24 protein-coding genes and 1 riboswitch are annotated in these 26,368 nt (G+C 72.0%); of the genes, 13 read left to right on the top strand and 11 right to left on the bottom strand.

The features are described 5' to 3' along the window. Positions 1-34 precede the first annotated feature (34 nt). From ABZX30_RS04925 to ABZX30_RS04940, 4 genes are read left to right on the top strand one after another with little or no spacing between them, the layout of a single operon-like run. Entirely contained in the window at positions 35-469 is a 435-nt protein-coding gene (locus ABZX30_RS04925) for a GPW/gp25 family protein (protein ID WP_355928910.1), read from the top strand. After that, entirely contained in the window at positions 469-2,430 is a 1,962-nt protein-coding gene (locus tag ABZX30_RS04930) for a putative baseplate assembly protein (RefSeq protein ID WP_355928913.1), read from the top strand. Before ABZX30_RS04925 ends, ABZX30_RS04930 begins: the two co-directional genes overlap by 1 nt. Next, on the top strand, positions 2,430-3,005 hold the full coding sequence (locus ABZX30_RS04935; RefSeq protein ID WP_355928915.1) for a phage tail protein: 576 nt from the start codon (positions 2,430-2,432) through the stop codon (positions 3,003-3,005). The genes ABZX30_RS04930 and ABZX30_RS04935 overlap by 1 nt, the downstream gene beginning before the upstream one ends. Next, a complete protein-coding gene (locus ABZX30_RS04940) occupies positions 3,002-4,555 on the top strand; it encodes a zinc ribbon domain-containing protein (protein ID WP_355928918.1) in 1,554 nt (517 codons plus the stop codon). Before ABZX30_RS04935 ends, ABZX30_RS04940 begins: the two co-directional genes overlap by 4 nt. A gap of 270 nt (positions 4,556-4,825) precedes the next feature. On the opposite strand, the gene ABZX30_RS04945 is transcribed toward ABZX30_RS04940, so the two are convergent. Beyond that, on the bottom strand, positions 4,826-6,274 hold the full coding sequence (locus ABZX30_RS04945) for a gamma-aminobutyraldehyde dehydrogenase (protein ID WP_355928921.1): 1,449 nt from the start codon (positions 6,272-6,274) through the stop codon (positions 4,826-4,828). A 164-nt stretch (positions 6,275-6,438) separates the two neighbouring features. On the opposite strand from ABZX30_RS04945, the gene ABZX30_RS04950 reads away from it, so the two are divergent. The 7 genes from ABZX30_RS04950 (at position 6,439) to ABZX30_RS04980 (ending at position 13,177) form a co-directional block, all read left to right on the top strand. Further along, the gene (locus ABZX30_RS04950) at positions 6,439-6,954 is read left to right on the top strand and encodes an Lrp/AsnC family transcriptional regulator (protein ID WP_355928923.1); all 516 of its coding nucleotides are present in this window, start codon (positions 6,439-6,441) and stop codon (positions 6,952-6,954) included. Then, the gene (locus tag ABZX30_RS04955; RefSeq protein ID WP_355928926.1) at positions 6,939-8,321 is read left to right on the top strand and encodes an aspartate aminotransferase family protein; all 1,383 of its coding nucleotides are present in this window, start codon (positions 6,939-6,941) and stop codon (positions 8,319-8,321) included. The genes ABZX30_RS04950 and ABZX30_RS04955 overlap by 16 nt, the downstream gene beginning before the upstream one ends. Positions 8,322-8,515: 194 nt before the next feature. Next, the gene (locus tag ABZX30_RS04960; protein WP_355928928.1) at positions 8,516-9,256 is read left to right on the top strand and encodes an ATP-binding cassette domain-containing protein; all 741 of its coding nucleotides are present in this window, start codon (positions 8,516-8,518) and stop codon (positions 9,254-9,256) included. Then, positions 9,238-10,563, top strand: coding sequence for a hypothetical protein (locus tag ABZX30_RS04965; RefSeq protein WP_355928931.1), 1,326 nt, complete (start codon positions 9,238-9,240; stop codon positions 10,561-10,563). The genes ABZX30_RS04960 and ABZX30_RS04965 overlap by 19 nt, the downstream gene beginning before the upstream one ends. 135 nt (positions 10,564-10,698) lie before the next feature. Then, the gene (locus ABZX30_RS04970) at positions 10,699-11,106 is read left to right on the top strand and encodes a VOC family protein (RefSeq protein ID WP_355928934.1); all 408 of its coding nucleotides are present in this window, start codon (positions 10,699-10,701) and stop codon (positions 11,104-11,106) included. A 57-nt stretch (positions 11,107-11,163) separates the two neighbouring features. Next, on the top strand, positions 11,164-12,288 hold the full coding sequence (locus ABZX30_RS04975) for a Rossmann fold nucleotide-binding protein (RefSeq protein WP_355928936.1): 1,125 nt from the start codon (positions 11,164-11,166) through the stop codon (positions 12,286-12,288). 160 nt (positions 12,289-12,448) lie between these two features. Beyond that, entirely contained in the window at positions 12,449-13,177 is a 729-nt protein-coding gene (locus ABZX30_RS04980; RefSeq protein ID WP_355928937.1) for an LAETG motif-containing sortase-dependent surface protein, read from the top strand. A 4-nt stretch (positions 13,178-13,181) separates the two neighbouring features. On the opposite strand, the gene ABZX30_RS04985 is transcribed toward ABZX30_RS04980, so the two are convergent. The 8 genes from ABZX30_RS04985 to ABZX30_RS05020 all read right to left on the bottom strand — a co-directional run bounded on the left by ABZX30_RS04985 (position 13,182) and on the right by ABZX30_RS05020 (position 22,186). Then, complete coding sequence (locus ABZX30_RS04985; protein ID WP_355928939.1) at positions 13,182-14,276, bottom strand: ABC transporter ATP-binding protein; 1,095 nt, start codon at positions 14,274-14,276, stop codon at positions 13,182-13,184. After that, positions 14,276-15,877 (bottom strand): iron ABC transporter permease, encoded by a 1,602-nt coding sequence (locus tag ABZX30_RS04990; protein ID WP_355928942.1) that lies wholly within the window; start codon positions 15,875-15,877, stop codon positions 14,276-14,278. Before ABZX30_RS04990 ends, ABZX30_RS04985 begins: the two co-directional genes overlap by 1 nt. 56 nt (positions 15,878-15,933) lie before the next feature. Continuing rightward, complete coding sequence (locus ABZX30_RS04995; RefSeq protein ID WP_355928945.1) at positions 15,934-17,016, bottom strand: thiamine ABC transporter substrate-binding protein; 1,083 nt, start codon at positions 17,014-17,016, stop codon at positions 15,934-15,936. Between the two features lie 88 nt (positions 17,017-17,104). Beyond that, a riboswitch (TPP riboswitch) is annotated at positions 17,105-17,212 on the bottom strand. Between the two features lie 24 nt (positions 17,213-17,236). Next, positions 17,237-18,343, bottom strand: coding sequence for a 23S rRNA (adenine(2503)-C(2))-methyltransferase RlmN (rlmN, locus tag ABZX30_RS05000; RefSeq protein ID WP_355928948.1), 1,107 nt, complete (start codon positions 18,341-18,343; stop codon positions 17,237-17,239). Positions 18,344-18,495: 152 nt separating this feature from the next. Beyond that, positions 18,496-19,458, bottom strand: a complete 963-nt coding sequence (locus ABZX30_RS05005) for a glycine betaine ABC transporter substrate-binding protein (RefSeq protein ID WP_355928951.1) — start codon at positions 19,456-19,458, stop codon at positions 18,496-18,498. 274 nt (positions 19,459-19,732) lie between these two features. Next, positions 19,733-20,509, bottom strand: a complete 777-nt coding sequence (locus tag ABZX30_RS05010) for an ABC transporter permease (protein ID WP_355928954.1) — start codon at positions 20,507-20,509, stop codon at positions 19,733-19,735. Further along, entirely contained in the window at positions 20,506-21,435 is a 930-nt protein-coding gene (locus tag ABZX30_RS05015) for an ABC transporter ATP-binding protein (RefSeq protein WP_355929114.1), read from the bottom strand. Before ABZX30_RS05015 ends, ABZX30_RS05010 begins: the two co-directional genes overlap by 4 nt. A 100-nt stretch (positions 21,436-21,535) precedes the next feature. Next, positions 21,536-22,186, bottom strand: coding sequence for an ABC transporter permease (locus ABZX30_RS05020; protein WP_355928957.1), 651 nt, complete (start codon positions 22,184-22,186; stop codon positions 21,536-21,538). A gap of 117 nt (positions 22,187-22,303) precedes the next feature. Between ABZX30_RS05020 and ABZX30_RS05025 the strand changes: the two genes are divergently transcribed. Both ABZX30_RS05025 and ABZX30_RS05030 read left to right on the top strand, forming a co-directional pair. Beyond that, positions 22,304-23,167: an IclR family transcriptional regulator gene (locus tag ABZX30_RS05025; protein ID WP_355928959.1), complete on the top strand. Its 864-nt coding sequence runs from the start codon at positions 22,304-22,306 to the stop codon at positions 23,165-23,167. Between the two features lie 193 nt (positions 23,168-23,360). Further along, on the top strand, positions 23,361-24,707 hold the full coding sequence (locus ABZX30_RS05030; RefSeq protein ID WP_355928962.1) for a PP2C family protein-serine/threonine phosphatase: 1,347 nt from the start codon (positions 23,361-23,363) through the stop codon (positions 24,705-24,707). Here the strand turns inward: ABZX30_RS05030 and ABZX30_RS05035 are convergent. Continuing rightward, a complete protein-coding gene (locus tag ABZX30_RS05035; protein ID WP_355928965.1) occupies positions 24,628-25,794 on the bottom strand; it encodes a phosphatidate cytidylyltransferase in 1,167 nt (388 codons plus the stop codon). The two genes, ABZX30_RS05030 and ABZX30_RS05035, sit on opposite strands and share 80 nt — an antisense overlap. Next, positions 25,794-26,351 (bottom strand): ribosome recycling factor, encoded by a 558-nt coding sequence (frr, locus tag ABZX30_RS05040; protein ID WP_067317050.1) that lies wholly within the window; start codon positions 26,349-26,351, stop codon positions 25,794-25,796. The genes ABZX30_RS05035 and frr overlap by 1 nt, the downstream gene beginning before the upstream one ends. Positions 26,352-26,368 lie beyond the last annotated feature (17 nt).

A 26,368-nucleotide genomic window follows, 5' to 3' on the forward strand; every position in this document is an offset into this window, starting at 1 on the left:
TGACCGTTTCCGTGGAAGGCCGGGTGTGTCCCTGATGGCCGAACAGTTCGTCGGCTCCGGCTGGTCGTTCCCGCTGCGCATCGGGCCGACCGGCGGGATCGCCCTGGTCAGCGGGGAGCGCGAGATCGAGGAGGCGATCCGGCTGGTGCTGTCCACCGCGCCGGGCGAGCGGCCGATGCGGCCGGACTTCGGCTGCGCCATCCACGACCTGGTGTTCGCGCCGGTCAACGAGCAGACCGCGGGCCGCATCCAGCACGAGGTGCACGTCAGCCTGGACCGCTGGGAGCCGCGCATCGAGGTCGAGGACGTCGAGGTCACCGCCGGCTCCGACCAGAGCGTGCTCTACATCGACGTCCGCTACTCGATCCGCGGCACCAACAACCCGCGCAGCCTGGTCTTCCCGTTCTACGTCATTCCGTCCCACGACGAGCCGGACGGCACCTCCCCGGCTCCGGAAAGCGACCGCTGATGGCCCTGCCCTCCCCCAACCTCGACGACCGCCGCTTCCAGCAGTTCGTCGACGACGCCAAGCGCTACATCCAGCAGCGTGCCCCGGAGTGGACCGACCACAACGTCTCCGACCCGGGCGTGACCCTCGTCGAGACGGTCGCCCACATGGCCGACCAGATCGTCTACCGGCTCAACCGGGTCCCGGAGAAGAACCACCTGGCGTTCCTCGACCTGGTGGGGATCACGCTGTTCCCGCCGTCCGCCGCGCGCACGGACGTGACGTTCTGGCTGTCGGCGCCCCAGGAGGAGCCGATCTCCGTGCCGGCCGGCACCGAGGTGGCCACCGTGCGCACCGAGAGCGAGGAGGCGGTCGTCTTCGCCACCGAGCGCGAGCTGACCGTCGTGCCCTGCGAGCTGCGGCATCTGCTGGTGCAGCACCAGGGCGAGGCGGCGGTGGAGCGGACACACGACCTCGCCGAGGAGGACAAGGACCTGCTGTGCTTCTCGGAGTCCCCCGACCCGGGCGACTGCATGCTGCTCGGCCTGACCGCGGGCGTGCCGCACTGTGCGCTCGCGCTGGAACTGGACAGCCGGGTGGACGGGGTCGGCGTGGACCCGCGGCAGCCGCCGCTGGTGTGGGAGGCGTGGACGGCGGACGGCTGGCAGCCCTGCGAGGTCGACCGGGACGGCACGGGCGGCCTGAACCGCCCGGGCGAGGTGGTCCTGCACGTCCCCGGCGGGCACGTGCTGTCCCGCAACGCCGGCCAGGAGGCCGGCTGGATCCGCTGCCGGGTCACCGAACCCCTCCCCGGCCAGCCCTTCTACACCACCTCCCCCACGATCCGGGCCGCCGAGGCCTTCACGATCGGCGGCACCACCGCCACCGTCCACGCGGAGACGGTGTACGACGAGGCGCTCGGCGAGTCCACCGGGCTGCCCGGGCAGCGGCTGCGGCTGGCGCACGCGCCCGTGGTCGGCGACGACCCGCCGGTGCTGCTGCAGACCGCCGAGCACGAGGGCTGGATGGACTGGCAGGTGGTCCCGAACTTCGCGGCCTCCGGCCCGCACGACCGGCACATCACCCTCGACGCCACCACCGGCGAGATCGCCTTCGGTCCGGCCGTGCGCGAACCGGACGGCACGCTGCGCCAGTACGGCACGGTCGCCCCCAAGGGCGCGCCCGTCCGCGCCCGCCGCTACCGTACCGGCGGCGGCCGGGCCGGCAACGTGGCCCGGGGCGCGGTGCAGATCCTGCGCACCTCCATCCCGTACGTCTCCGAGGTCGTCAACCGGGAGGCCGCGCGCGGCGGCGTCGACGGGGAGACGGTCGAGGAGGCGAAGGTCCGCGCGCCGATCACCCTGCGCGCGCAGGAGCGGGCGGTGACCCTGCGCGACTACGAGGAGCTGGCCCGCCGCGCGGCCCCCGAGACCGCGCGCATCACCTGCCTCGAGGGCGAGGAGGGCGAGCACGGGGCGTACGCGGTACGGGTCCTGGTGGTCCCGCAGGCGGTCGCGGACCCCGGCGGACGGCTGCGCTTCGAACAACTGGTCCCCGGGGACGCCCTGCTGGACCGCATCACCCGGCACCTCGACGAACGGCGGCTGATCGGGACGCGGCTGGCGGTGGGGCCGCCGTACTACCAGGGCGTGACGGTGGTGGCCACGGTGCACGCCTTCCGGGGCACCGACACCGACCGGGTACGGCGGCAGGCGCACGACGCGCTCTACCGGCACCTCGATCCGCTGACCGGCGGCGCGGACGGGACGGGCTGGCCGTTCGGGCGGCCCGTGCAGGCCGGCGAGGTGTTCGCGGTGCTCCAGCGCGTACCGGGGGTGGAGCTGGTCGACCAGGTGGTCCTGCATCCGGCCGACCCGCTGACCGGCAAACGCGGCGAGGCGACCGACCGCATCGACCTGTCGCCGCCCTCGCTCGTGTTCTCGTTCGACCATCGCATCCGGGTGATCGGGGACGGCTCCTGATGAGAGGGTCCATCGACGGTCTCGGCTCCTCCGCGCCGATCGGCATGATGCTGCCCGCCGTGTTCGCCGACGACGATCTGGCCCAGCGGTTCGTCGCCGGCCTCGACGAGGTGATCGCGCCGATCCACAGCGTGCTGGACTGCCTCGACACCTACTTCCGGCCGTCCCTCGCCCCGCTCGACTTCACCCGGTGGCTGGCCGGCTGGGTCGGCGCGGAGACCGACGGCGGCGAACCCGAGCCGCTGCTGCGGGCCGCCGTGGCCGCCGCCGCGCACCTGCACCGGATCCGCGGCACCCGGCGCGGGCTGGCCGAGGCGGTGCGGCTGGCGTTCGGCGTGGAACCGGAGATCAGCGAGAGCGGGGCCGCCGACTGGAGCGCCCGCCCGCTCGGCCCGGTCCCCGGCGAACCGCGCCCCCGGCTCCACGTCCACCTGCGGCTGCCCGACCCGACCCCCGCCGACCGGCACCGCCTGGACACCCTGGTGGCCGCCGCCCGTCCCGCCCACATGCCGTACACGGTCCAGGTGACCGCCGCGGAGCCCGCCCGACCCGCCGAAAGGACCCCCGAGAGATGACGACCACCCAGAGCTGCGCCGAATGCGGCACCCGCGCGGAACCGGGGCAGTCGTTCTGCGACGCCTGCGGGGCGGTGCTCGGCTGGACGGACCGGGCCGCGGCCCGGGCGGCGTCCGGGGCTTCGGCCACAGCTGCCGGCGGGTCCGGGGAGCGTTCCGGCGAGGGACCGGCGGGCGACTCGGGGAACACCGTGGCGACCCGGCCCGGCCCGACCGCGGACAGTGCGCGGGATTCGCGGGATTCCGGGGAGTCAGGGGAGTCAGGGGAGAGGTCCCCTGCCGTGTCCTCGGCCGAGACGCCGGCCCCCGTCCCGGCCCCGGCATCCGCCACCGCCGCCACCCCGGCCACCGCGCCCGGCTCCGGGACGCCGGCCGGCGCCGGTCCCGGCTGGGACGCGTTCTCCGGCCGGGACGGGAGTGCGGGTCTCGCGCGCACCCCACGGGACCTGCTGGGTTCGGCCACGGCGAGCGAGGGAGCCGGGGACGCGCCCGCCGACGCGGGCGAACGGAGCGGAAACGCCGCCGACGCGGGCGAACGGAGCGGGAGCGCCGCCGACGCCTCCCCCGTGGACGAGACCGCCCCCACCGAACCCGTCCCCTCCGCCGGCCCCGTCCCCTCCGCGGGCCCGGCACCGGCCCCCGGCGAGCCCGACGGCCTCACCGACCGCGCCCGCCGACTCCTCGTGCCCGTCTCCGACCCGGATCCCCGCCCGGCCGCGTCCCCCTCCGTCGCCCCGGTGCTGCCCGGCCGTCCGGCCCCGCAGCGCCCCCAGGTCGTCCGGGCCCCGGGCGAGGAACTCGGCACGGACGGCGGGATCCCGTGCCCCTGGTGTGCCACGCGCAACCGGCCCGACCGGCACTACTGCACCCGGTGCGCGATGCCCATGGCCGGAGCGGACCACGCTCCCGCCCGCCTGCCGTGGTGGCGCCGGCTGTGGGGACCCGGCCGGCGCGAGAGCCCATGGGCCGGCGACCGCCCACGGCTGCGCCGCGCCTTCGACCGCGTCCTGGGCTGGCTCGGCGCGGCGATCGTGCTGACCCTGCTGATCGTGCTGGCCGTCAACATCCCCAAGGGCGTCCAGGCGACCCGCGACCACTTCGCCAAGCGGGCACCGGTCGCCCCGGACAAGATCACCGCGTCCCGCTCCTACCCGGGCCACAAGCCCGAGTCGGCCTTCGACAAGCTCAGCAACACCTGGTGGGGGCCGGGGGTGTCCGAGTCCGGTCAGGGCCAGTGGATCGAGGCCCGCTTCGACCAGCCGACCCGACTCCTCGACCTGATCATCACACCGGGTATGTCTACCCGTGCCGACCAGCTCTCCAAGTCGGCCCTCCCGCACCGCGTCGAGGCCCGCGTCACCACGGCCGACGGCAAGACCACGACCCGTGAACTGGTCCTCGACCAGGGCGCGGGCGCCCAGCGCCGTGCCTTCCGCGTCGGCGAGGTCACCGCGGTCCGCTTCACCCTGGAGTCCGCCTACCAGACCTCCGCGAGCAAGCAGGTCGCCATCGCCGAGATCGAGTTCTTCGGCCCGTCGAACGCGAACTGACGACCAGGCCGGCCGTCCGGACCTCCGCCGGCCGGGTCACTCCCGGCGGCCGTGCCCGGCACCACGAGGCGCCTCGTCCCGATTGCACGAGGCGCCCTTCGTCTCCTCCGCGGACGTTCCCGGCCGGGAACGCGCCCTGACGGGTGAGTTCCCGGCCGGCGCGTCGACATCTTGATCGTCGTGCCGCCCGTCGGTGACGGCACGGCCGCCCGGCTCCACGGGGGCGCCGGGCACACCGCGGCCGCCGAGCGCGCCGAGTGCGGCCGAGCGCTACGCGTCCAGCGACGTCATCACGTGCTTGATGCGGGTGTAGTCGTCGAAGCCGTACGCGGAGAGGTCCTTGCCGTAGCCGGACTTCTTGAAGCCGCCGTGCGGCATCTCGGCGACCAGCGGGATGTGGGTGTTGATCCACACGCAGCCGAAGTCGAGCTTCTTGGACATCCGCATGGCGCGGCCGTGGTCCTTGGTCCACACCGAGGAGGCGAGGGCGTACTCGACGCCGTTGGCCCACTCCACCGCCTGGTCCTCGTCGGTGAAGGACTGGACGGTGATGACCGGGCCGAAGACCTCCTTCTGGATGATCTCGTCGTCCTGCTTGAGGCCCGAGACGACGGTCGGGGCGTAGAAGTAGCCCGTCTCGCCGACCTGGTGGCCGCCCGTCTCGACCTTGGCGTGGGCGGGGAGGCGCTCGATGAAGCCCGCCACCTGCTTGAGCTGGTCGGGGTTGTTCAGCGGCCCGTACAGCACGTCCTCGTCGTCCGGCCGGCCGGTCTTCGTCTCGGCGGCGGCCTTCGCGAGCGCGGCGACGAACTCGTCGTGGATGGACTCCTGGACGAGGACGCGGGTGGCGGCCGTACAGTCCTGGCCGGCGTTGAAGAAGCCCGCGACGGAGATGTCCTCGACGGCCTTGGCGATGGCCGCGCTGTCGAGGTCCTCGAAGACGACGACCGGCGCCTTGCCGCCCAACTCCAGGTGGACCCGCTTGAGGTCCTTGGAGGCGGACTCGGCGACCGACATGCCCGCGCGCACGGAGCCGGTGATGGAGGCCATCGCCGGGGTCGGGTGCTCGACCATCAGACGGCCGGTGTCGCGGTCGCCGGTGATGACGTTGAAGACGCCCTTGGGCAGGATCGAGCCGATGATCTCGGCGATCAGGACCGTGGAGGCGGGGGTGGTGTCCGACGGCTTGAGTACGACGGTGTTGCCCGCCGCGAGCGCCGGGGCGAACTTCCACACCGCCATCATCATCGGGTAGTTCCACGGCGCGACCTGGGCGCAGACGCCGACCGGCTCGCGGCGGACGATGGAGGTCATCCCCTCCATGTACTCACCGGCCGACCGGCCCTCGAGCATCCGCGCCGCGCCCGCGAAGAAGCGGATCTGGTCGATCATCGGCGGGATCTCCTCGGAGCGGGTCAGCCCGACCGGCTTGCCCGTGTTCTCCACCTCGGCCGCGATCAGTTCCTCGGCGCGCTCCTCGAACGCGTCCGCGATCTTCAGGAGGGCCCGCTGCCGCTCGGCCGGGGTCGTGTCGCGCCAGCCGGGGAAGGCCGCGGCGGCCGCGGCCATCGCGGCGTCCACGTCGGCCTGCCCGGACAGCGGCGCGGTGGCGTACGCCTCGCCCGTCGCCGGGTTGACCACCTCGGTGGTCCGTCCGTCGGCGGCGTCCCGGAACTCACCGTCGATGTAGTTGCGCAGACGACGAAGCTCGGTGCTCACTGCCGGCCCTCCAAAGTCGGGTGTCCATTGACTGAGACACCACACTAATCCGAGAGCCGACGTTTTCAACACCCCCGCTCGCGCGTTCGGTACGGAATCCGCAGGCTTCGGGCACGTAAACAACGAATTTCATTGGTCCGGCCTTGCGGAACCGTCGAGACGTCGTGCACAGTGAGCCCGTGGCCAGTCGAAGCGCAGACCAGAGGGACTCCCGCGAGTCCAGGAACGGCAGCCCCCAGTTGGACGCCGTGTCCCTCGCCATCATCGAGCAGCTCCAGGAGGACGGCCGCCGGCCGTACGCCGCGATCGGCAAGGCCGTCGGCCTGTCCGAGGCGGCCGTGCGCCAGCGCGTCCAGAAGCTGCTCGACCAGGGCGTGATGCAGATCGTCGCCGTCACGGACCCGCTCACCGTGGGCTTCCGCCGGCAGGCGATGGTCGGCGTCAACGTCGAGGGCGATGTCGAGTCGATCGCGGACGCGCTGACCGCCATGTCGGAAGTCGAGTACGTGGTGATGACCGCGGGCTCGTTCGACATCCTCGCCGAGATCGTCTGCGAGGACGACGACCACCTGCTGGACGTCATCAACAAACGCATCCGGGCCCTTCCGGGTGTGCGCTCCACCGAGAGCTTCGTCTACCTCAAGCTCAAGAAGCAGACCTACATGTGGGGAACCCGATAACCGTGAGCCAGAAGGACCTCAGCCGAACCGCGTACGACCACCTGTGGATGCACTTCACCCGCATGTCCTCGTACGAGAACGCCCCCGTGCCGACCATCGTGCGCGGCGAGGGCACCTACATCTACGACGACAAGGGCAAGCGCTACCTCGACGGTCTCGCGGGTCTGTTCGTGGTCCAGGCCGGTCACGGCCGCACGGAGCTGGCCGAGACCGCCTTCAAGCAGGCGCAGGAGCTGGCGTTCTTCCCGGTGTGGTCCTACGCCCACCCCAAGGCCGTGGAACTCGCGGAGCGGCTCGCGGACCACGCGCCGGGCGACCTGAACAAGGTCTTCTTCACCACCGGCGGCGGCGAGGCGGTGGAGACCGCCTGGAAGCTCGCCAAGCAGTACTTCAAGCTGGTCGGCAAGCCGACCAAGTACAAGGTCATCTCCCGCGCGGTCGCCTACCACGGCACCCCGCAGGGCGCTCTGTCGATCACCGGCCTGCCCGGTCTGAAGGCCCCCTTCGAGCCCCTCGTCCCGGGCGCGCACAAGGTCCCGAACACCAACATCTACCGCGCCCCGATCTTCGGTGACGACCCGGAGGCCTTCGGCCGCTGGGCCGCCGACCAGATCGAGCAGCAGATCCTCTTCGAGGGCCCGGACACGGTCGCCGCGGTCTTCCTGGAGCCGGTGCAGAACGCCGGCGGCTGCTTCCCGCCGCCCCCCGGCTACTTCCAGCGGGTGCGCGAAATCTGCGACCGGTACGACGTGCTGCTGGTCTCGGACGAGGTCATCTGCGCCTTCGGCCGCCTCGGCACGATGTTCGCCTGCGACAAGTTCGGCTACGTCCCGGACATGATCACCTGCGCCAAGGGCATGACCTCGGGCTACTCCCCGATCGGCGCGTGCATCGTCTCCGACCGCCTCGCCGAGCCGTTCTACCAGGGTGACAACACCTTCCTGCACGGCTACACCTTCGGCGGCCACCCGGTGTCGGCCGCGGTGGGCCTCGCCAACCTCGACCTGTTCGAGCGCGAGGGCCTCAACCAGCACGTGCTCGACAACGAGGGCGCCTTCCTGCGGACCCTGCAGAAGCTGCACGACCTGCCGATCGTCGGCGACGTCCGCGGCAACGGCTTCTTCTACGGCATCGAGCTGGTGAAGGACAAGCACACCAAGGAGTCCTTCAACGAGGAGGAGACCGAGCGCGTCCTGTACGGCTTCCTCTCCAAGGCGCTCTTCGACAACGGGCTGTACTGCCGTGCCGACGACCGCGGCGACCCCGTCGTCCAGCTCGCCCCGCCGCTGATCTCCAACCAGGAGACCTTCGACGAGATCGAGCAGATCCTGCGCGCGACGCTGACGGAGGCGTGGACGAAGCTCTAGCCGCCTGCGGCTGCGCCGGTCATACGGCCCGGGGTGCACTCGAACGAGTGAGAAGAGGGCACCCCGGGCCGCGTGCTGTCCGGCGTCGCGGCTCCGGCTCCTTAGCGTGCCTGGTAACCGATCGTCCCTGCCTTCGTTCCCCCGTACGAGGGACATGGCAAGGGAATCACGGATCAGAACCGAGGTGTACGCCCATGGAGGCCCCGCCGGACAACGACGTGCTCTGGGCACGCTCCCTGCACTACGTGCACCCCGACGGCTCACCGGCGCTCGCCGGTGTCTCGCTCGGCGTGCGGGAGGGCGAGATCCTCGCCGTCAGCGGTCCGCGCGGCAGCGGCAAGACCACCCTGCTGCGCTGTCTGTCCGGCCTGGTCCCGGCGCAGCGCGGGGAGGTCTGGTTCAACAGCGTGCCCGTGCACACCATGGGGCCGACGCGACGTGAACGGCTGCGCCGGGACCGCTTCTGCTGGATCGACCCGGCACCGGCGCTGGTCCCCGAGCTGACCGTCTGGGAGAACGCCGCCCTCCCCCTGATGCTGCGCGGTACGGGCCGCAGCCGGGCCAAGGCGGCGGCCCTGGAGTGGCTGGAGCGCCTGGACGTCGGCGACAAGTCCCGCAAGCGCCCGCACGAGCTGGTGCAGGCCGAACGCCAGCGCGTCTGCATCGCCCGGGCGCTGGCCCCGGCGCCCGCGGTGCTCTTCGCCGACGAGCCGACCGCCCCGCTGCACCGGGCCGACCGGGCGCACGTCCTGCGGACCCTGACCACCGCGGCCCGCTCGCACGGCATCACCGTGGTGCTGGCCACCCACGACGCGGAGACCGCGGCCGTCGCCGACCGCACGGTGCCGCTGCTGGACGGCCGGCGCGTCCACACGGTGCACCTGCCCGAGGCCCCCGAGCCGGAAGGCCGGGCCGCGTGCTCGCTCTCCGCCTGACCCGCCTCGCGCATCCCGCGGTCCAGCTGCGCCGCCTCCTGGTGGCGACGGCGGCCGCGGGCACGGGTTTCCTCCTGCTGGGCACCTTCGGCTACGCGCTGGGCCACCCGGACGCGCCCGCCGCCTCCCTGCTGCTCCGCCTGGCCTGGTGCGCGGTCCCGCTGGCGGCCACCGTCCACTTCGCGGTGGCCGTCGCCCGCGCCGATCCCGGCACTCGGCCCCGGCCCGGCCTGTCCGCGCTGGGCCTGGGTCCGGCCCGGCTGATGGCGATCTCGGTCCTGACGACCGCCCTGTCCTGCGCACTCGGCTCGGCGGTGGCGCTCCTGCTCTTCCTCCATCTGCGCGGCGACCTGACGGGCCTGCCCTTCGACGGCGCCGCCGCGCGGCTGCTCGCCGCCGGCCGGCCGCTCCCGGTTCCGGCCACCCTCACCCTCCTGGCCGTGGTCCCCGCCACCGCCTGCGCCGCGACCGCCCTGGCACTGCGCCCCCGGGACGCCCACCGCCCGCACCCCGGTCCGGCCCCAGGGTACGGCGGGTCCGGGGCGTACGGCAGGTTCGGGGCGCGCTTGCGGCTCCGCGAGCGCGCCCCGGCGGACGGTGCCGCGGGGGCCCCGGCGGACGGTGCCCGGCAGGCCCTGGACACGGTGGCCGGCCCCGGGGCAGCGGCCCCGGACGCCGACGGCGACCGGACCGGCGCCCCTGCCGGTCCCCCGCCGCCCCGCGAGGCGCCCCGCGGTCTCCCCTGGGGCATCGCCGTCCTGGCCGCGGGCCTCGCCGTCGAGTCCTACACCGGCCCCGCCACCGCCGCCCCCCTGAGGGAGAACCCCGCGGGAGCACTCGCCGGCTGGGCCCTGACCGCGGCCGGCCTGATCCTCGCCGCTCCCGGCCTCACCCACCTCTGCGGCCGCCTGCTGCAAGCGGTCCGCCCGGGAGCGCTCAGGCTGCTCGCCGGCCGCGTCCTGATGGCGGAGGCCACCCGTATCGGCCGCCCCCTCGGCCTGGTCTGCGCGGTGGTGTCCGGCGCGTACGCGATGACGGCGCCGTACGACGGCGGCGCCTCGTCCCCCGGCCCGCTGACCGGCCTCGGCATCCTCCTGGTCACCGGCTGCACGGTGGCCACGCTGCTCACGACGGCCGTGGAGGCCAGGCAGTCCCGGACCGACACCACCGCCGCGCTGGTCCGCCTGGGCGCCCGGGCCAGGGTACTGCGCGCGGCGGCGGCCCTGCGGGCGGGCGCGCTGCTCGCCCTGTTCGGCCCGCTCACCCTGGCCGTCGCCCGCCTCGCCGCACTCCCGCTGGGCCACTGAGCCGCCGAACCGCCGAACCACTGAGCCCCCTGAACCGCTGGGCCGCCGTAAAAAATCGCCGGCCGCCGATGAGTTCTCCGGCTGCCGCCGGTCCGACAGACGTAACGACGCACCGCACCCCGTGGGGAGACCGCCATGTACCAACAGATGATCTTCGTGAACCTGCCCGTGAACGACCTGGACGCCTCGAAGAAGTTCTTCACGGAGCTGGGCTACACGATCAACCCGCGGTTCAGCGACGAGAACGCGGCCTCCGTCGTGATCAGCGACACCATCGTGGCGATGCTCCTCACCAAGCCGTTCTACGCGACCTTCACCGACAAGGAGATCGCCGACGCCACCAGGACCAGCGAGGTGCTGGTCTGTCTGAGCGCCGAGAGCCGCGAGAAGGTCGACGAGCTGGTGGACAAGGCGGTCGCGGCGGGCGGCACGGACACCGGCCGGACCCAGGACCACGGCTTCATGTACGGCCGGGCCTTCGACGACCTCGACGGCCACACCTGGGAGATCATGTGGATGGACCCGGCGGCGGTCCAGGGCTGAGCCGCCGGAGCCGGACCGCCGCGGGCCGGGCGCCAACGGCTGTGCCAGCATGGGCGGGTGCATCCGACACCCGCCCGTACCGACCGTGCCGCCCACCACCACGAGATAGAGTCGCTCGCCGAGTTCGACGAGGTGGTCGCCGAACACGGCACGCTGTCCCGGTCTCGCGTCCAGGCAGTCGATCTGACGGCCCGTACGGACGTCCTGCTCTCCGTGGACGCCTCGGACGCCGTCTTCCTCGGCTGCCCGATGGATCCCGAGGCCGCCGCCCGGGTGCGGGCCTGCGGGGCACTGGTGTTCCCGCCCGTGCCGGGCCTGCCCGTCGACCCGTACCGGGGTTTCGTCTACACACCCGACGAACTGTTCGCGTCCCTCGACGAGGGATACGAGGCGACGCCGGACGCGCGGGCGTACACCTGGTTCCAGCGGACGAAGTCCGACGGGGACATCCACGCGTCCATGCTGCGCGCGATCCACGACGACGCCGTCTCCGACGCGCTCGACGAACTCCTCGCCGGGGCGCGGGTGGTGGGCGTCATGGGCGGTCACGCGATGGAGCGCGGCACGGCGGGGTACGCCGGTGCCGCCCGCCTGGGCCGCGAGCTGACGCGCGCCGGTTTCACGGTGGCCACCGGCGGCGGACCGGGAGCCATGGAGGCGGCCAACCTCGGCGCGTACCTCGCCCCGTTCGAGGACGGGGCGCTGACGGAGGCGCTGCGACTGCTCGCCAAGACCCCCTCGTTCCGGCCGTCCGTCTCCGACTGGGCGCGCGCCGCCTTCGAGGTCCGCGACCGCTGGCCCGGCGGTGGCGCCTCGGTGGGCATCCCGACCTGGTTCTACGGCCACGAGCCGCCGAACGCCTTCGCCGCGCACATCGCGAAGTACTTCGCCAACGCCACCCGTGAGGACGGTCTGCTGGCCCGCTCGACCGCGGGCGTGGTGTTCCTGCCGGGCGCCGCCGGGACCGTACAGGAGGTCTTCGACAACGCGACCCCGAACTACTACGAGTCGCGGGGCGAGCCCACGCCCATGGTGCTCGTGGACCGGGCGCACTGGACGGAACGGCTGCCGGTGTGGCCGCTGTTGCGGGCGCTCGCACGGGAGCGCCCGATGGAGGCCCGGATCGCCCTTGTCGACCGGATCGAGGAAGCGCCCGAGGTACTGAAACGTATCCCAGGTTAATAAGATGGTAAAGTCGCCACCGGCGATCCGCTCACGCATTGACACTCCTTACGGAGCGCTTATAGACCTGTGAGCCTCACGGGGTTGATGATGCCTCACCTTGTGGTCGTGTCATCTCCCTCGCAACCCCCCGCAGTTATGCACTCTGTAAAGGACAAACGTGCCCCAAACCCGCCGCAACGCACGCCGTTCCGTGCGCGTCCTGGGCGTCGCCTCCGCTTCCGTCGCGCTGGCGCTGGGTGTCGCGGGCAACGCGCTCGCCTGCGACATCAGTGAGTTCTCCGCCGAGGCCACGTGCGACGGCAGCAAGGGCGTCATCGTCGTCACCGACAAGGACGCCACCAAGACCCCGGCCATCATCACCGTCTTCCTGGAGAACAACGGTGCGGATGTCAAGCAGATCGGCAAGCAGAACATCAAGGGCTCCCGTGAGGGCACCACGGTCACCTTCGCCGAGGACTGGAAGCCCAACGCGATCTACCGCGTCCACGTCAAGGCCGGCAACCAGGTCGACGAGGACATCACCCCGAACCTGACCACCCCCTCCACGGCCTGCGGGACCGAGGACTCCGCGACCCCCACCACGGCCGCCCCGGAGACCTCGAAGCCGTCGGACTCCACCTCGGCCCCGGCCGAGTCGGCGACCCCGGCCGAGTCGGCGACCCCGTCCGCGGAGCCGTCCGAGTCGGCGTCGGACAGCACGGGCACCACCCCGGAGGGCACCTCGAGCAACGCGCCGTCCCCGGCGGCCGGTGACTCGAACCTCGCCGAGACCGGTGCGAACTCCAACACCGGTGTGATCGCCGGCATCGCGGCCGCCCTGGTCGCCGTCGGCGCCGGCGCGGTGTTCTACGGCATGCGCCGGCGCGGGGCGGGCAGCGGCCGCTGACGCCTCACCCCTCGTGCACCACCGTGGCCCGTCCCCGCGACCCGGGGACGGGCCGCGGTCGTCCGTCCCCGGGCGGCCGCTCCTTGAGGACGACGATCTCGGCCGCGTCGAACTCCACACCGACCTCCCCGCCGACCTCGGGCGCCTCCCTCAGCGCGCACGCCGCCTCGAGCCGCGGGGCGTCCCCGGGCTGGAGACGGACGGCGACATGCGTCCCCTTGAACGTCCGGGCGGTCACCGTGCAGCGCAGCCCCTCGCCGGCCGGGACGAGCCGGACCCCGGAGGGCCGGACGAGCACCGTACGGGCACCCTGGGGCGCTCCCGCGAGCACCGGCAGCCTCCCCCACGGCGTGTGGGCGGCCTCCCCGGCGACCGTCGCGCCGACCACGTTGTCGAAGCCGAGGAAGCGGGCCACGAACGCGTCGGCCGGCCGCTGCCACACCTGAAGCGGAGTGCCGGACTGGGCGATCCGCCCGTCCCGCATCACCACCACCCGGTCGGCCAGTGCGAACGCCTCGCCCTGGTCGTGCGTCACGGCGAGCACGGTGGTCCCCAACCGGCCGAAAAGCTCCCGCAGTTCCACCACCAGCCGCTCCCGCAGCGACCGGTCGAGCTGCCCGAGCGGCTCGTCCAGCATCAGCAGCCGGGGCCGGGGAGCGAGCGCCCGGGCCAGCGCCACGCGCTGCTGCTCACCGCCGGACAGCCCGGCGACCGCCCGGCGGGCGGCGTCCGGCAGCCCCACCAGGTCCAGCAGCTCCCGCACCCGGTCCTCCCGCCGGTCCTTCGCCACCCCGTGCATCCGCAGCCCGAAGGCCACGTTGCCGCCCACGTCCCGCTGCGGGAACAGCTGGTGGTCCTGGAACATCAGTCCCACCCCGCGCCGGTGCGCGGGCACGCCCTTCTGGTCCCGTCCGTCGAGCACCACCCGCCCGGAGTCCAGCGGTTGCAGCCCGGCCACCGACCTCAGCAGCGTCGACTTGCCGCTGCCGCTGGGCCCGAGCACGCACACGATCTCGCGTTCGGCGACCGACAGGTCCACGGCGTCGAGCACCGCCCGCCCGCCGAAGCGCACGGTCGCGGCATCGAGGCTCAGCAGCATCAGAACTCTCCCGTCCGGTCGATGCGCAGCCGCTCCAGGACCAGCAGGGCCACCGCGCACACCACCATCAGAATCGTGGAAAGGGCCATCGCCTGACCGTAGTTGAGATCGCCGGGCCGACCGAGGAGCCGCGCCACCGCGACGGGCAGCGTCGGGTTGCCGGGCCGCGCGATGAACACCGTCGCGCCGAACTCCCCCAGCGACACCGCGAAGGCGAACCCGGCCGCGACCAGCAGCGCCCGCCGCACCATCGGCAGGTCGACCTCCCGCCACACCCGCCAGGGCGAGGCCCCGAGCACGGCCGCCGCCTCCCTCAGCCGCCCGTCCACGGCCCGCAGCACGGGCAGCATGGTCCGTACCACGAACGGCACACCGACCAGCGCCTGCGCGAGCGGGACCAGGATCCAGGACTGCCGGAGATCCAGCGGCGGCTCGTCGAGCGCGATGAGGAACCCGAAGCCGACGGTCACCGCGGACACGCCGAGCGGCAGCATCAGCAGAGCGTCGAAGCCGCGCAGGACTCGGCCCGCGTCCCGGCGGGCGAGCGCGGCGGCGGCCAGGCCGCCGACAGCCAGGGCGACGGCGGTGGCGGCGACCGCGTACTGCAGCGAGTTGGTGATCGCGTGGATCGGCGCCACCAGGAACATGCCGCCGTCCTCACGGGCCAGCGCCCGGTAGTAGCCGAAGCCGGGCGCGTCCAGCGAGCGCGACACCAGCACGGCGAGGGGCAGCACCAGCAGTACGGCGACGGTGGCCAGGACACCGGCCAGCAGCGCCCACTGCGCCGCGCCGCGCGGCCGGCGGGCGGTCACGGAGGCGTCCACCAGCCGCAGCGCGGTCTCCCGCCGCCGTACCGTCCAGGCGTGCACGGCGAGGATCACACCGACCGCGAGGAACTGCACCAGGGTGAGGACGGCGGCCGTGGACAGGTCGAAGACCTCTGACGTCTGCCGGTAGATCTCCACTTCGACGGTGGAGAAGGTGGGCCCGCCGAGGATCTGCACCACGCCGAAGGAGGTGAAGGTGAACAGGAACACCATCAGCGCGGCGGCGGCCACCGCGGGTGCCAGGGCGGGCAGCGTCACCTTCCGCCAGGCGCGCGCCGCGGAGGCTCCCAGCATCCGGGCGGCCTCCTCCTGATGCGGGTCGAGCTGCGCCCACAGGCCGCCGACCGTCCGGACGACGATCGCGTAGTTGAAGAAGACGTGCGCCGGCAGGATCGCCCACACGGTGGTGTCCAGCCGCACACCCCACAGCTCGTCCAGCAGCCCGCCGCGCCCGAGCAGTGCGAGGAAGGCGGTGCCGACGACGACGGTCGGCAGCACGAACGGAACCGTGACGACGGCCCGCAGCACCTGCTTGCCCGGAAACTCCAGACGGGCGAACGCGTAGGCGGCGGGCAGCGCGGCCAGCAGGGTGAGCGCGGTGGAGGCCAGCGCCTGCCAGGTGGTGAACCACAGCACGTGACGGAGGTCCGGCTCGGTGACGACGTCCACCATCCGCCCGAACCGCCAGACGCCGTCCACCTTCAGCCCGCGGGCGACGATCGCGGCCACGGGCCAGGCGAAGAACACCGCGAAGAACGCGACGGGCAGGGCCATCAGGCCGAGCCGCGCCGCGGTCGCCCGCCCGGACCCGGCCGCCGCGGCAGGCGCGCCTACTTCAGTACGAGCGACGTCCACGACTTGACCCACTGGTCGCGACGGGCGGCGATCTTCTCGGCGGTCATGGTCTCGGGGGACTTGGCCTGCGCGCCGTACTTCGTGAAGTCCGGCGGCACCTGGGCGCCCTCGCGCACCGGGTAGACGAACATGTTGAGCGGCATGTCGTCCTGGAACTCCTCGGTGAGCAGGAAGTCGAGGAACGCCTTGCCGCCCTTGGTGTTCCCCGCGTTGCTCAGCAGTCCCGCGTACTCGGTCTGCCGGAAGCAGGTGCCGTACGACACCCCGGTCGGGGCGGTGCTGGGCCGCTTCTTGGCGTAGATCACCTCGGCGGGCGGGGAGGAGGCGTACGACACCACGAGCGGCCGGTCCCCGCCGGCCTTCCTGCCCTCGGAGGAGCCGGAGAACTCCTGGGAGTAGGCCTGCTCCCAGCCGTCGACGACCTTCACGCCGTTGGCCTTCAGCTTCTTCCAGTAGCCCTGCCATCCGCTGTCGCCGTACCGGGCGGCGCTGCCGAGCAGGAAGCCGAGACCGGGCGAGGAGGTGGCCGCGTTCTCGGTGACGAGGAGGTTCTTGTACTCGGGCTTGACGAGGTCGGCGAAGGACTGCGGCGGGGAGAGCTTGTGCTCGCTGAAGTAGGCCTTGTCGTAGTTGACGCAGATGTCGCCGGTGTCGATGGGCGTGACCCGGTGCTTGTCCTGGTCGACGCGGTACTGCGGCAGGACCAGGTCGGAGCCCTTGGGCTCGTACGGCTGGAACAGCCCGTTGTCGAGCGCACGCGACAACAGGGTGTTGTCCACGCCGAAGAAGACGTCGCCCTGCGGGTTGTCCTTGGTCAGGATCGCCTTGTTGACGGCCTGGCCCGCGTCGCCGTCGGTGAGGACCCTCACCTTGTACCCGGACCGCTTCTCGAAGTCCTTGAGCACGTTCTTGGAGACGGCCCACGAGTCGTGGCTGACGAGCGTGACGGTTGTGGAGTCCGCCGAACTCCCTTTGTCCGACGCCCCGCACCCCGTCAGGGCGGGCAGCGCCACGAAGCCGAGCCCGACGGCCACGGCCACGACGGTCTTGTTGTGCACTGGATTCCTCCTGGGGTTGACCAGGAAGAGACGCGGCCCTGCCCGGGCCCCGCGGAGGATTCCGCGGGGCCCGGGCAGGGCGCAACAGCTCGAGTGATGACCGAACTTCCTACCCAGAATGACCTGGGCGAGGTTCAGAGGGTCTGCGGCCCGGTTGCCGCACTCTCAGCGCTGTGGCGCTCCCCTGTCGGAATATGAAGATGTACGTGACGCCCACAGACTACCGCTCGGTGGCCGCCAGCTGACCACAGGCTCCGTCGATCTCCTGCCCCCGGGTGTCCCGGATGGTGACGGGCACCCCGTGGGCGGCGATGGCCTCCACGAACGCCTTCTCGTCCGCCGGCCGCGAGGCGGTCCACTTGGAGCCCGGCGTCGGGTTCAGCGGAATCAGATTGACGTGCACGGGCTTGCCCTTGAGCAGCCGGCCCAGCCGGTCACCGCGCCAGGCCTGGTCGTTGATGTCCCGGATCAGCGCGTACTCGATGGACAGCCGCCGGCCGGACTTGGCGCTGTACTCGAAGCCGGCGTCCAGCACCTCACGCACCTTCCAGCGCGTGTTCACGGGTACGAGGGTGTCGCGCAGCTCGTCGTCGGGCGCGTGCAGCGAGATCGCGAGCCGGCACTTGAAGCCCTCGTCGGCGAACCGGTGGATCGCCGGGACGAGCCCGACGGTGGAGACGGTGATGCCGCGCTGCGACAGCCCGAGCCCGTCCGGCTCGGGATCGGTGAGCGCCCGGACCGCACCGACGACCCGCTTGTAGTTGGCCAGCGGCTCGCCCATCCCCATGAAGACGATGTTGGACAGCCGGGCAGGTCCCCCGGGCACCTCTCCGTCCCTGAGCGCCCGCATCCCGTCCACGATCTGGTGCACGATCTCGGCGGTCGACAGGTTCCGGTCCAGCCCCGCCTGCCCGGTGGCGCAGAACGGGCAGTTCATCCCGCAGCCCGCCTGCGAGCTGATGCACATCGTCACCCGGTCCGGGTAGCGCATCAGCACCGACTCCACGAGCGTCCCGTCGAACAGCCGCCACAGGGTCTTGCGGGTGGTGCCCTGGTCGGTCGACAGGTGCCGCACCACGGTCATCAGCTCCGGCAGCAGCGCCTCCCGCAGCTTGGCGCGCGACGCCGCGGGGATGTCGGTCCACTGCTCGGGGTCGTGCGCGTACCGCGCGAAGTAGTGCTGCGAGAGCTGCTTGGCACGGAACGGCTTCTCCCCGATCTCCGCCACCGCCTCCTTGCGTTCGGCGGGCGTGAGATCGGCGAGATGCCGCGGCGGCTTCTTGGCTCCGCGCGGGGCGACGAAAGTGAGTTCTCCGGGCTTGGGCATGGTCGTACCAGTGTCGCAGATCGACTTGGGTGATCCGCGGGGGTCGGTCCCGGCGGCTGTCGGTGAGCGTCCGGTGGGCGGTTTTGGCGCCGGGGTGCCGGGAGCGTTCTCCCGGGACGGCCGTGCCGGGAGAACGCTCGGAGCGGTCGCGGCTACTTCACGAAGCCGTTGTCCACCAGCCAGTCGTGGGCGATGTCCTCCGGGTCGTCGCCCTCGACGTCCGCGAGCGCGTTGAGCTTCTGCATCTCGGTCGTGGTGAGCTTTTTGGCCAGCGGCTCGAAGATCTTCTTCAGGACCGGGTACTTCTTCAGCGTCTCCTGCTTGAGCGTGAGCGCGGGCTGGTAGACGGGGAAGAACTTCTTGTCGTCCTCCAGGACCACCAGCTTGTTGGCCGGGATACGGCCGTCGGTGGCGAAGACCTCGCCGAAGTTGCAGGTGTCGCCCTTGGCGGTCTCGGTGTAGATCAGCCCGGTGTCGAGCATCTTGACGTTGTCCTTGGGCGCCTTGATGCCGTAGGCCTTCACCAGCCCGGGGAAGCCGTCGTCACGGGTGGAGAACTCGCTCTCGATGCAGAACGTGGCCTCCTTCGGCTTGCTCTTGCTCACCTTGGCGAGGTCGGACAGGGTCTTCACCCCGAGCTCCGCGGCCTTGTCCTTGCGGACGGCGAACGCGTAGGTGTTGTTGAGCGGGGCCGGCGGGTCGATCCAGGCGACGCCGTTCTTCGCCAGGTCCTCGGCGGCGACCTTCTCGAACTGCTGGCGCTGGTCGGCGATCGGCTTGGTGTGCTTCAGGTAGGTGATCCAGCCGGTCCCCGTGTACTCCCAGTACATCGAGATGTCACCGGACTCCAGCGCCTTTCTGGTGCTGGCCGAACCCTTGATGTTGGTCTTGTCGGTGACCTTGGCGCCGTGCGCCTCCAGCAGCTCCACGGTCATCCGGCCGAGGATGATCTGCTCGGAGAAGTCCTTGGACCCGACGGTGAACGAAGCGCCCTTGAGGTCCGTACCCGACCCCGAGGTCGGCTTGACGTCATCGCCCCCGCCACAGGCGGTCAGCATGAGCGAGGCGGCGGCGAGGGATGTGGCGAGGGCCAGCGGGGTGCGGCGGGAAGACATGGCGGTACTCCTGAGTGGTGCGGGTGCGGGGAGAGGCGGGGGGTGGAGGCGGGCGGGCGCGGGAGGCTCGCGGGCCGGGACCTGCGGTGCGGGTGGCAGGCGCGGCGCAGGGCGAGGCCGGCGGACACGGGACGCTCGTGGGCCGGGGACCGGCGGTGCGGTGACGCCGGGTCGGCGAGGGGACGGGAGGGGGCGGCGGGACGGGAGGGGGGCGGTGGACACCGCAGGGGTGAGGGCCGCGCGGTAGGGCCGGAGGCGGGCCGGTGGGCGCCGGTCAGGCGCCCTTCGGCTTGAGTACCCTCTCGGCCAGGCCGCCGGTCCAGTCGACGAGCAGCGCGATGGAGGCGGTGACGACGCTTCCCGTGATCAGCACGGGGTCGCGGTCCAGCTTGATCCCGTTGACGATGATGTCCCCGAGTCCGCCGGCGTTGACGAAGGTGGCGAGGGTGGCGACGCCCACGCAGAACACCAGCGCGGTGCGCAGCCCGGCCAGGACCACCGGGACGGCGAGCGGGAGTTCGACGCGCAGCAGGATCTGTGTGGGTTTCATGCCCATGCCGCGGGCCGCCTCGATCAGCGAGCGGTCCACCTGCTGGATGCCGATCAGGGTGTTGCGCAGGACGGGCAGCGCCGAGTAGGCGACCAGGCTGGTGATGGCGATGCCGAAACCGGGTCCGAACAGGATGGTCAGCAGCACCAGCACGCCGATGGCCGGAGTGGCCTGCCCGATGTTGGCCAGGCCCAGGACCAGGGGCGGGATCCAGCGGGCGCGGACGCGGCTGATGAGGATGCCCAGCGGTACGGCGATCACCATGATCAGGACGGTGGCGACCACGGTGAGCTTGAGGTGCTCGGTGGTCTTGGTGATCAGGTAGTCACTGTTGAGCGTGCGCTGTTCGATGCTGTCGAGCTGGAGCGAGTGCACCCAGAAGTAGTCGGCCAGCAGGGCGACCGCGACGACGACCGGGGTGCCGATGCTGCCGCGCAGGCGGCGCAGGGTTCTCGCTCCCGACCGGGAGGAGGCTGGGGCCTCGGCCGGGACCGCGGTCACCGTGCACCCCCGGTCTCCGCCGCCCGCGCGATGGTGTCGAGGTCCAGCTCGCCGCGGACGGTGCCGTCGGCGCCGAGCACGGCGATCCGGTGTGCGCGGTGCGCCACGATCGCGTCGAGCGCGTCGCGCAGGGTGGCGTCGGCGGCGACGGAAGGCAGCGGCGAGGAGCCGGCCGGCAGCAGTTCGAGGCTGCCGGCCGTGATCAGGCCCAGCCGCTTGATGGCGGCGTGTCCGCCGACGAAGGAGCGGACGTAGTCGTCGGCGGGCGCGGCGAGGATGCGTTCGGGGGTGTCGTACTGCACGATCCGGGACCGCTCGCCGAGCACGGCGATCCGGTCGCCCAGGCGCAGTGCCTCCTCGAAGTCGTGGGTGACGAAGATGATCGTCTTGCGCATCCGCCGCTGCAGCGCCAGGAACTCGTTCTGCAGCCGCTCCCGGGTGATCGGGTCGGTGGCGCCGAACGGCTCGTCCATCAGCATGACGGGAGGATCCGCGGCGAGTGCGCGGGCGACGCCGACGCGCTGCTGCTGCCCGCCGGAGAGCTGGCGCGGATAGCGGGAGGCGAAGCGGCCGGGTTCGAGTCCGACGACGTTCAGCAGTTCGTCGACGCGTTCGGCGATCCGCCGCTTGTTCCACCCGAGCATCCGGGGGACCAGGCCCACGTTGTCCGCGATGGTCATGTGCGGGAAGAGGCCGATCTGCTGGATCACGTAGCCGATGCGGCGGCGCAGGTCGTGCGGGTCCAGGGAGAGCAGGTCCTCGCCGTCCATGGTGATACGGCCGCCGGTCGGCTCGATCAGCCGGTTGACCATCTTCATGGTGGTCGTCTTGCCGCACCCGGAGGGTCCGACGAAGCAGACGAGCTCCCCGGCCGGGATCACCATGGAGAAGGACTCCACGGCGGGTTCCTCCTGGCCCGGGTACATCTTGGTGACGTCGGTGAGTTCGATCCGCGCGCCGTGCCGTGCGGCGGTGTCCTCGCCGGAGCCGGCCGTCACCGCAAGTGTTGCGGTCGGCGAGACGTGGTCAGACACGGAGCCCCCTCGGGGTGGTGAGTCGCCGGACGGCGAAGAAGAACAGGTCGAACAAGAGTGCTAGGATCGCGACGCCGAGCGTGCCGGCGAGTGCCTGGTTGATAGCATTCTTCGAACCCAGGCGCGAGAGACCGTCGAAGATCTCGTTGCCCAGGCCGGGCCCCGCGACATAGGCCGCGATGGCCGCGATACCGACGGTGAGCTGGGTGGACACCCGCACACCGGTGAGGATCACCGGCCAGGCCAGCGGCAACTGGATGCCGAACAGCGTGCGCAGGGGACCCATCCCGGTGCCCCGCGCCGCTTCCAGGATCGCCGGGCTGACCTCGTTCAGGCCGACGATGGTGTTACGGGTGATCGGCAGCAGCGCGTAGACGACGAGGGCGACCACGGTCGGCGTCCAGCCGAGCCCCAGCAGCGGGATGAGCAGGCCGAGCAGCGCGAAGCTGGGGATGGTGAGGAAGGTCCCCGTCGTCGCGACGGCGGCGGTACGAGCCGCGGGCCGGTCCCAGGTGGCGACGCCGAGGGCGACACCGATCACGGTGGCGATGGCGATCGCCGTACCTACCACGGCGGCATGCTCCAGTGCCTGCTGCCACAGGTCGTCGGTGTGCCTTCCGACGTACTCGACAAACCGGTCCATCTTCCCTCCGGACCCGGGCGCCTCGGTGGCGGGCGCCGATCGGTGTGCTGAACGGTAGGCGTGCGTAACATGGAGGACAACTGCTGTTGCCGAGAATGCAACACGAGGAGGTTTGCCGTGGCACGACCGACGTCAGGGCTACGCCGAGACACCGATCTTCTTGAAGTCCTCGCAGGTCGGGAGGCCCGCACCCGCGGCGGCCTCGGGGTGACCCGGATCGCGGAGCTGGCCGGGCGCGAGAAGAGCCAGGTCTCCCGGGCCCTGGCGAGCCTCTCGGAGGAGGGTCTCGTGGACCGGGATCCCGACACCCAGGCCTACCGGCTCGGCTGGCGACTCTACGCACTGGCCGCCCGTACCGGCGAGGCCAGGCTGGCATATGTCTCCGCGTCCTTCCTCCGCCGGCTCGTCGCGCAGCTGCACGAGACCGTCCATCTCTGCGTGCTGCGCGGCAACGGCGTCCTGACCCTGGTCAGCGAGTCGTCACCGAACGCCTTCCGCAGTCTGGGGTGGGAAGGGGTCATGGTCCCGGCCCTGCACACCTCGGCCGGCCGGGTCCTGGTGTCGGACTGGGAGGAACCGGTGCTGCGCGCGTGGTTCCCCGAGGAGCAGTTCGCCGGCATGCCCGCCAGCCAGCGCATCCGCACCATCGACGACCTGCTGGAGGAGATCCAGGCCATCCGCTCCTGCGGCTACGCCATGGCCGACGAGGAGTTCGAGGCCGGACTGGTCGGCGTGTCCGCACCGGTCCGCGACCACGGCGGCCGCGTGATCGCGGCGATCAACATGGGCGCGCCCAAGGGAAGGATGGGGCAGCGGCTCGACGCGGCCGGACGGCTCACCGCCCGCTGCGCCCTGGAACTGTCCCGCGCCCTGGGATACGAGAGCGGGAGCGGTCCGGCGGGAACCTCCGCCGGCGCACCCCTCCCGCCGCTCCGGCCGGGCGTTCAGCAGCCCGGCACCGCGGCACGCTCCGCCAGGTGACGGTCCCGGCCGGCCGGGGCTCCGAGGACTCGGCCGGCGCGCATCCGAACACCCGATGGGTTCCGAAAAGGAAAGTATTCCGATAATTTGCTCGCCGGTGGACCGATCGGCCCTAGTGACGCGGCGCCGGGCCCGCTTCCCTGGGAGGGCCGAGGCACGGGGAACCGGGGGCGTACGGCTGGAGGTGGCCGGAGTGCACGATGTCAACGGCGAGCGTGTCGTCGCCCTGTCCCGTCACCCCCTGCTGCTGACGGTGGCGGTGGCGCTGCTCCCGGTACTGCTGCTGGGGGTGGACGTGGCGACGCCGTCGGGCATCCGGATGGCTCCGATGATGGTGTCGGCGCCCGCGCTCGCGGCAGTCTTCTGCGCCCCGGCCGGTGTGCTGCTGGTGATCGTCGTGACGCTTCCCTGTGTGGTACTGGCCTCCGTGGCGAACCAGCAGCTCGGCACCGACAACTTCCCCGCGCAGCTCGGCACCATCACGCTGATCAGTTTGGCCGCCCTGGCGGCGAGCGCCGCGCGGACGCGCAAGGAGCGCCAGCTGGCCAGGTCCCGCTGGGTGGCCGAGGTCACCCAGCGGGTGCTGCTGCATCCGCTGCCGGAGCGGGTCGGCTCCTTCGAGGTGGCGTCGCTGTACCAGGCGGCGGACGAGGAGGCCGCCATCGGCGGGGACCTCTACGCGGTCGCACACCACGGTGAGCGCACGCACGTCCTGCTCGGTGACGTCCAGGGCAAGGGACTGGCCTCGCTGGAGATGGTCAGCTGCGTGCTGAACAGCTTCCGCCGGTCGGCCCGGCACCGGAGTCCGCTGACAGAAATGGTACGCGAACTGAGCGCGGCGTTCGGTGAGGAGATCCGGGACCTTTCCGCCGTCGCGCGCACGGGATCCTGCTCGGGCAGCCAGTACGGCGAGGAGTCGTTCGCCACGGCGGTCCTGCTGGACCTGCCCGAGGACGGCCCCGTGCGGCTGGCGAACCTGGGGCACCCGCCGCCGCTGCTGCTCCTCGAGGACGGGACCGTCACCTCTCTGGAGCCCACGGTGCCGGTGCCACCGCTGGGCCTGGAGGAGCTCAACGGCGGCCAGGTGGTCGTGGACACGGCCGACGTCCCGCCCGGGGCCACCCTGCTGCTCTACACGGACGGCGTGACCGAGGCCCGGAACGCGTCCGGCGACTTCTACCCGCTCGCCGAACGGGTCAGGAGCTGGACGGGTCTGTCGCCCCAGGAGCTGCTGGACACCGTCCGCGCCGACCTGCGCGCGTACGTGGGCGGGCCCCGGCTCAGCGACGACGTCGCCATGGTGGCCGTCCGGCGTGTCCCCGCCCGTGTCCCCGCCGAGGCCCACGCGGGCGAGCGGGCGGATGCCCGCGGGACCGCCGCGGCCGGCCGGGGCGAGGACGGCGACTGGACAAGGAGAGGGCCCGCCACGCTGTGGCGGCGGGCCCCGCGTCGTACGCCTCTCAGCCGCCGCCGACGAACAGCACCAGCAGCAGCCACACCACCGGTGCCGTCGGCAGCAGCGAGTCCAGCCGGTCCATGATGCCGCCGTGACCGGGCAGCAGCGTGCCCATGTCCTTGATACCCAGGTCACGCTTGATCATGGACTCGCCGAGGTCGCCGAGGGTGGCGCTGGCCGCGACGGCGAGGCCGAGCACAAGGCCCTGCCACCAGGCGCCGCCGTCGATCAGGAACTGCATGCACAGCGCGCCCGCGACCATGGCGAACAGCACCGCGCCGAGCAGGCCCTCGCGGGTCTTGCCGGGGCTGATCCGCGGGGCGAGCCGGTGCTTGCCGAAGCGCCAGCCGACGGCGTACGCGCCGGTGTCGCTGACCACCGTCAGCAGGAGGAAGGTCAGCACGCGCCACGGACCGTCGTCGGCGGTGAGCATCATCGCGACGAACGTGGCCAGGAACGGGACGTAGAAGGCGGCGAAGACGCCCGCCGTGACGTCCTTGAGGTAACCCTCCGGTGGTTCGGTCATCCGCCAGACCAGTGCCGCCAGCGCGGTCAGCGCCGTCGCCACCCAGGCGCCCTCGGCGCCCCGGACGTACCCGGCGACCACCATCGCCGCACCGCCGACCGCCAGCGGGACGAGGGGCGCCTTGATGCCTTTGCGCTCCTGGAGCCGGCTGGTCAGTTCCCACAGGCCCACGACGACGGCGACCGCTACGACACCGACGAACACGGCCTTGACGATGAACAAGGACGCGACGATCACCACGCCGAGCCCGACGCCGACCCCTATGGCCGCGCTCAGGTCCCGGCCCGCACTCTTCTTCTGCGGCGCGGGTGCCGGCTGCGAGGCGTCGGGCATGGGCTCCGGATTCTGCGGGGCCGCCCCGTCGGGCGACGTCCGCGGTATGTCGTACGGCCCGGAGGAGCGGGCCTGCGGTGGCTCGTCGCGGAACAAGGGGCCGCTCAGCCGAGCGGCCCCCCGGTCGTCCTGGTCTCCGCCATGAGCGGGGCCGTCGGGCACGGCCGGCATGGGGCGAGTCTGCTGCACGTCATGCGCATCGTACGCGGGACCCGCCGGGGCGAGCCCCTGGACCGGTCCCTGGTCAGTGGGCCCCCAGTACCCGGCCTGTGACCCGGCTCGTGGCGGAGCGCCCCAGGAAGAGTCGTTCATCAGACCTCGAGCAGCTCCGCTTCCTTGTGCTTGAGGAGCTCGTCCACCTGGGCGACGTACTTGGCGGTGGTGTCGTCGAGTTCCTTCTCCGCACGGCGGCCCTCGTCCTCGCCGACCTCGCCGTCCTTGATCAGCTTGTCGATGGCGTCCTTGGCCTTGCGGCGGACGGAGCGGATGGACACCTTGGCGTCCTCGGCCTTGCCCTTGGCGACCTTGATGTAGTCGCGGCGGCGCTCCTCGGTGAGCTCGGGGAACACCACGCGGATGATGTTGCCGTCGTTGCTCGGGTTGACGCCCAGGTCGGAGTCGCGGATCGCCTGCTCGATGTTGCGCAGCGCGCTCTTGTCGAACGGGGTCACGACCGCCATGCGCGGCTCCGGCACGGAGAACGAAGCCAGCTGGTTGATCGGCGTCGGCGCGCCGTAGTAGTCGGCCACGATCTTGTTGAACATGGCCGGGTGCGCACGGCCGGTGCGGATCGCGGCGAAGTCCTCCTTGGCGACCACGACGGCCTTCTCCATCTTCTCCTCGGCCTCGAGGAGGGTCTCTTCGATCACCACTTGCTCCTGCGTGT

Source organism: Streptomyces sp. NPDC004542, assembly GCF_040610035.1.
Classification (GTDB): domain Bacteria; phylum Actinomycetota; class Actinomycetes; order Streptomycetales; family Streptomycetaceae; genus Streptomyces.

What these genes read in the sequence shown, in the direction of transcription:
- ABZX30_RS04925 (WP_355928910.1), top strand. Translation starts at nt 35, where the DNA reads ATGGCCGAACAGTTCGTCGGCTCCGGCTGGTCGTTCCCGCTGCGCATC.
- ABZX30_RS04930 (WP_355928913.1), top strand. Translation starts at nt 469, where the DNA reads ATGGCCCTGCCCTCCCCCAACCTCGACGACCGCCGCTTCCAGCAGTTC.
- ABZX30_RS04935 (WP_355928915.1), top strand. Translation starts at nt 2,430, where the DNA reads ATGAGAGGGTCCATCGACGGTCTCGGCTCCTCCGCGCCGATCGGCATG.
- ABZX30_RS04940 (WP_355928918.1), top strand. Translation starts at nt 3,002, where the DNA reads ATGACGACCACCCAGAGCTGCGCCGAATGCGGCACCCGCGCGGAACCG.
- ABZX30_RS04960 (WP_355928928.1), top strand. Translation starts at nt 8,516, where the DNA reads ATGGAGGCCCCGCCGGACAACGACGTGCTCTGGGCACGCTCCCTGCAC.
- ABZX30_RS04970 (WP_355928934.1), top strand. Translation starts at nt 10,699, where the DNA reads ATGTACCAACAGATGATCTTCGTGAACCTGCCCGTGAACGACCTGGAC.
- ABZX30_RS04985 (WP_355928939.1), bottom strand. Translation starts at nt 14,276, where the DNA reads ATGCTGCTGAGCCTCGATGCCGCGACCGTGCGCTTCGGCGGGCGGGCG.
- ABZX30_RS04990 (WP_355928942.1), bottom strand. Translation starts at nt 15,877, where the DNA reads ATGGCCCTGCCCGTCGCGTTCTTCGCGGTGTTCTTCGCCTGGCCCGTG.
- rlmN (WP_355928948.1), bottom strand. Translation starts at nt 18,343, where the DNA reads ATGCCCAAGCCCGGAGAACTCACTTTCGTCGCCCCGCGCGGAGCCAAG.
- ABZX30_RS05005 (WP_355928951.1), bottom strand. Translation starts at nt 19,458, where the DNA reads ATGTCTTCCCGCCGCACCCCGCTGGCCCTCGCCACATCCCTCGCCGCC.
- ABZX30_RS05015 (WP_355929114.1), bottom strand. Translation starts at nt 21,435, where the DNA reads ATGTACCCGGGCCAGGAGGAACCCGCCGTGGAGTCCTTCTCCATGGTG.
- ABZX30_RS05020 (WP_355928957.1), bottom strand. Translation starts at nt 22,186, where the DNA reads ATGGACCGGTTTGTCGAGTACGTCGGAAGGCACACCGACGACCTGTGG.
- ABZX30_RS05035 (WP_355928965.1), bottom strand. Translation starts at nt 25,794, where the DNA reads ATGAACGACTCTTCCTGGGGCGCTCCGCCACGAGCCGGGTCACAGGCC.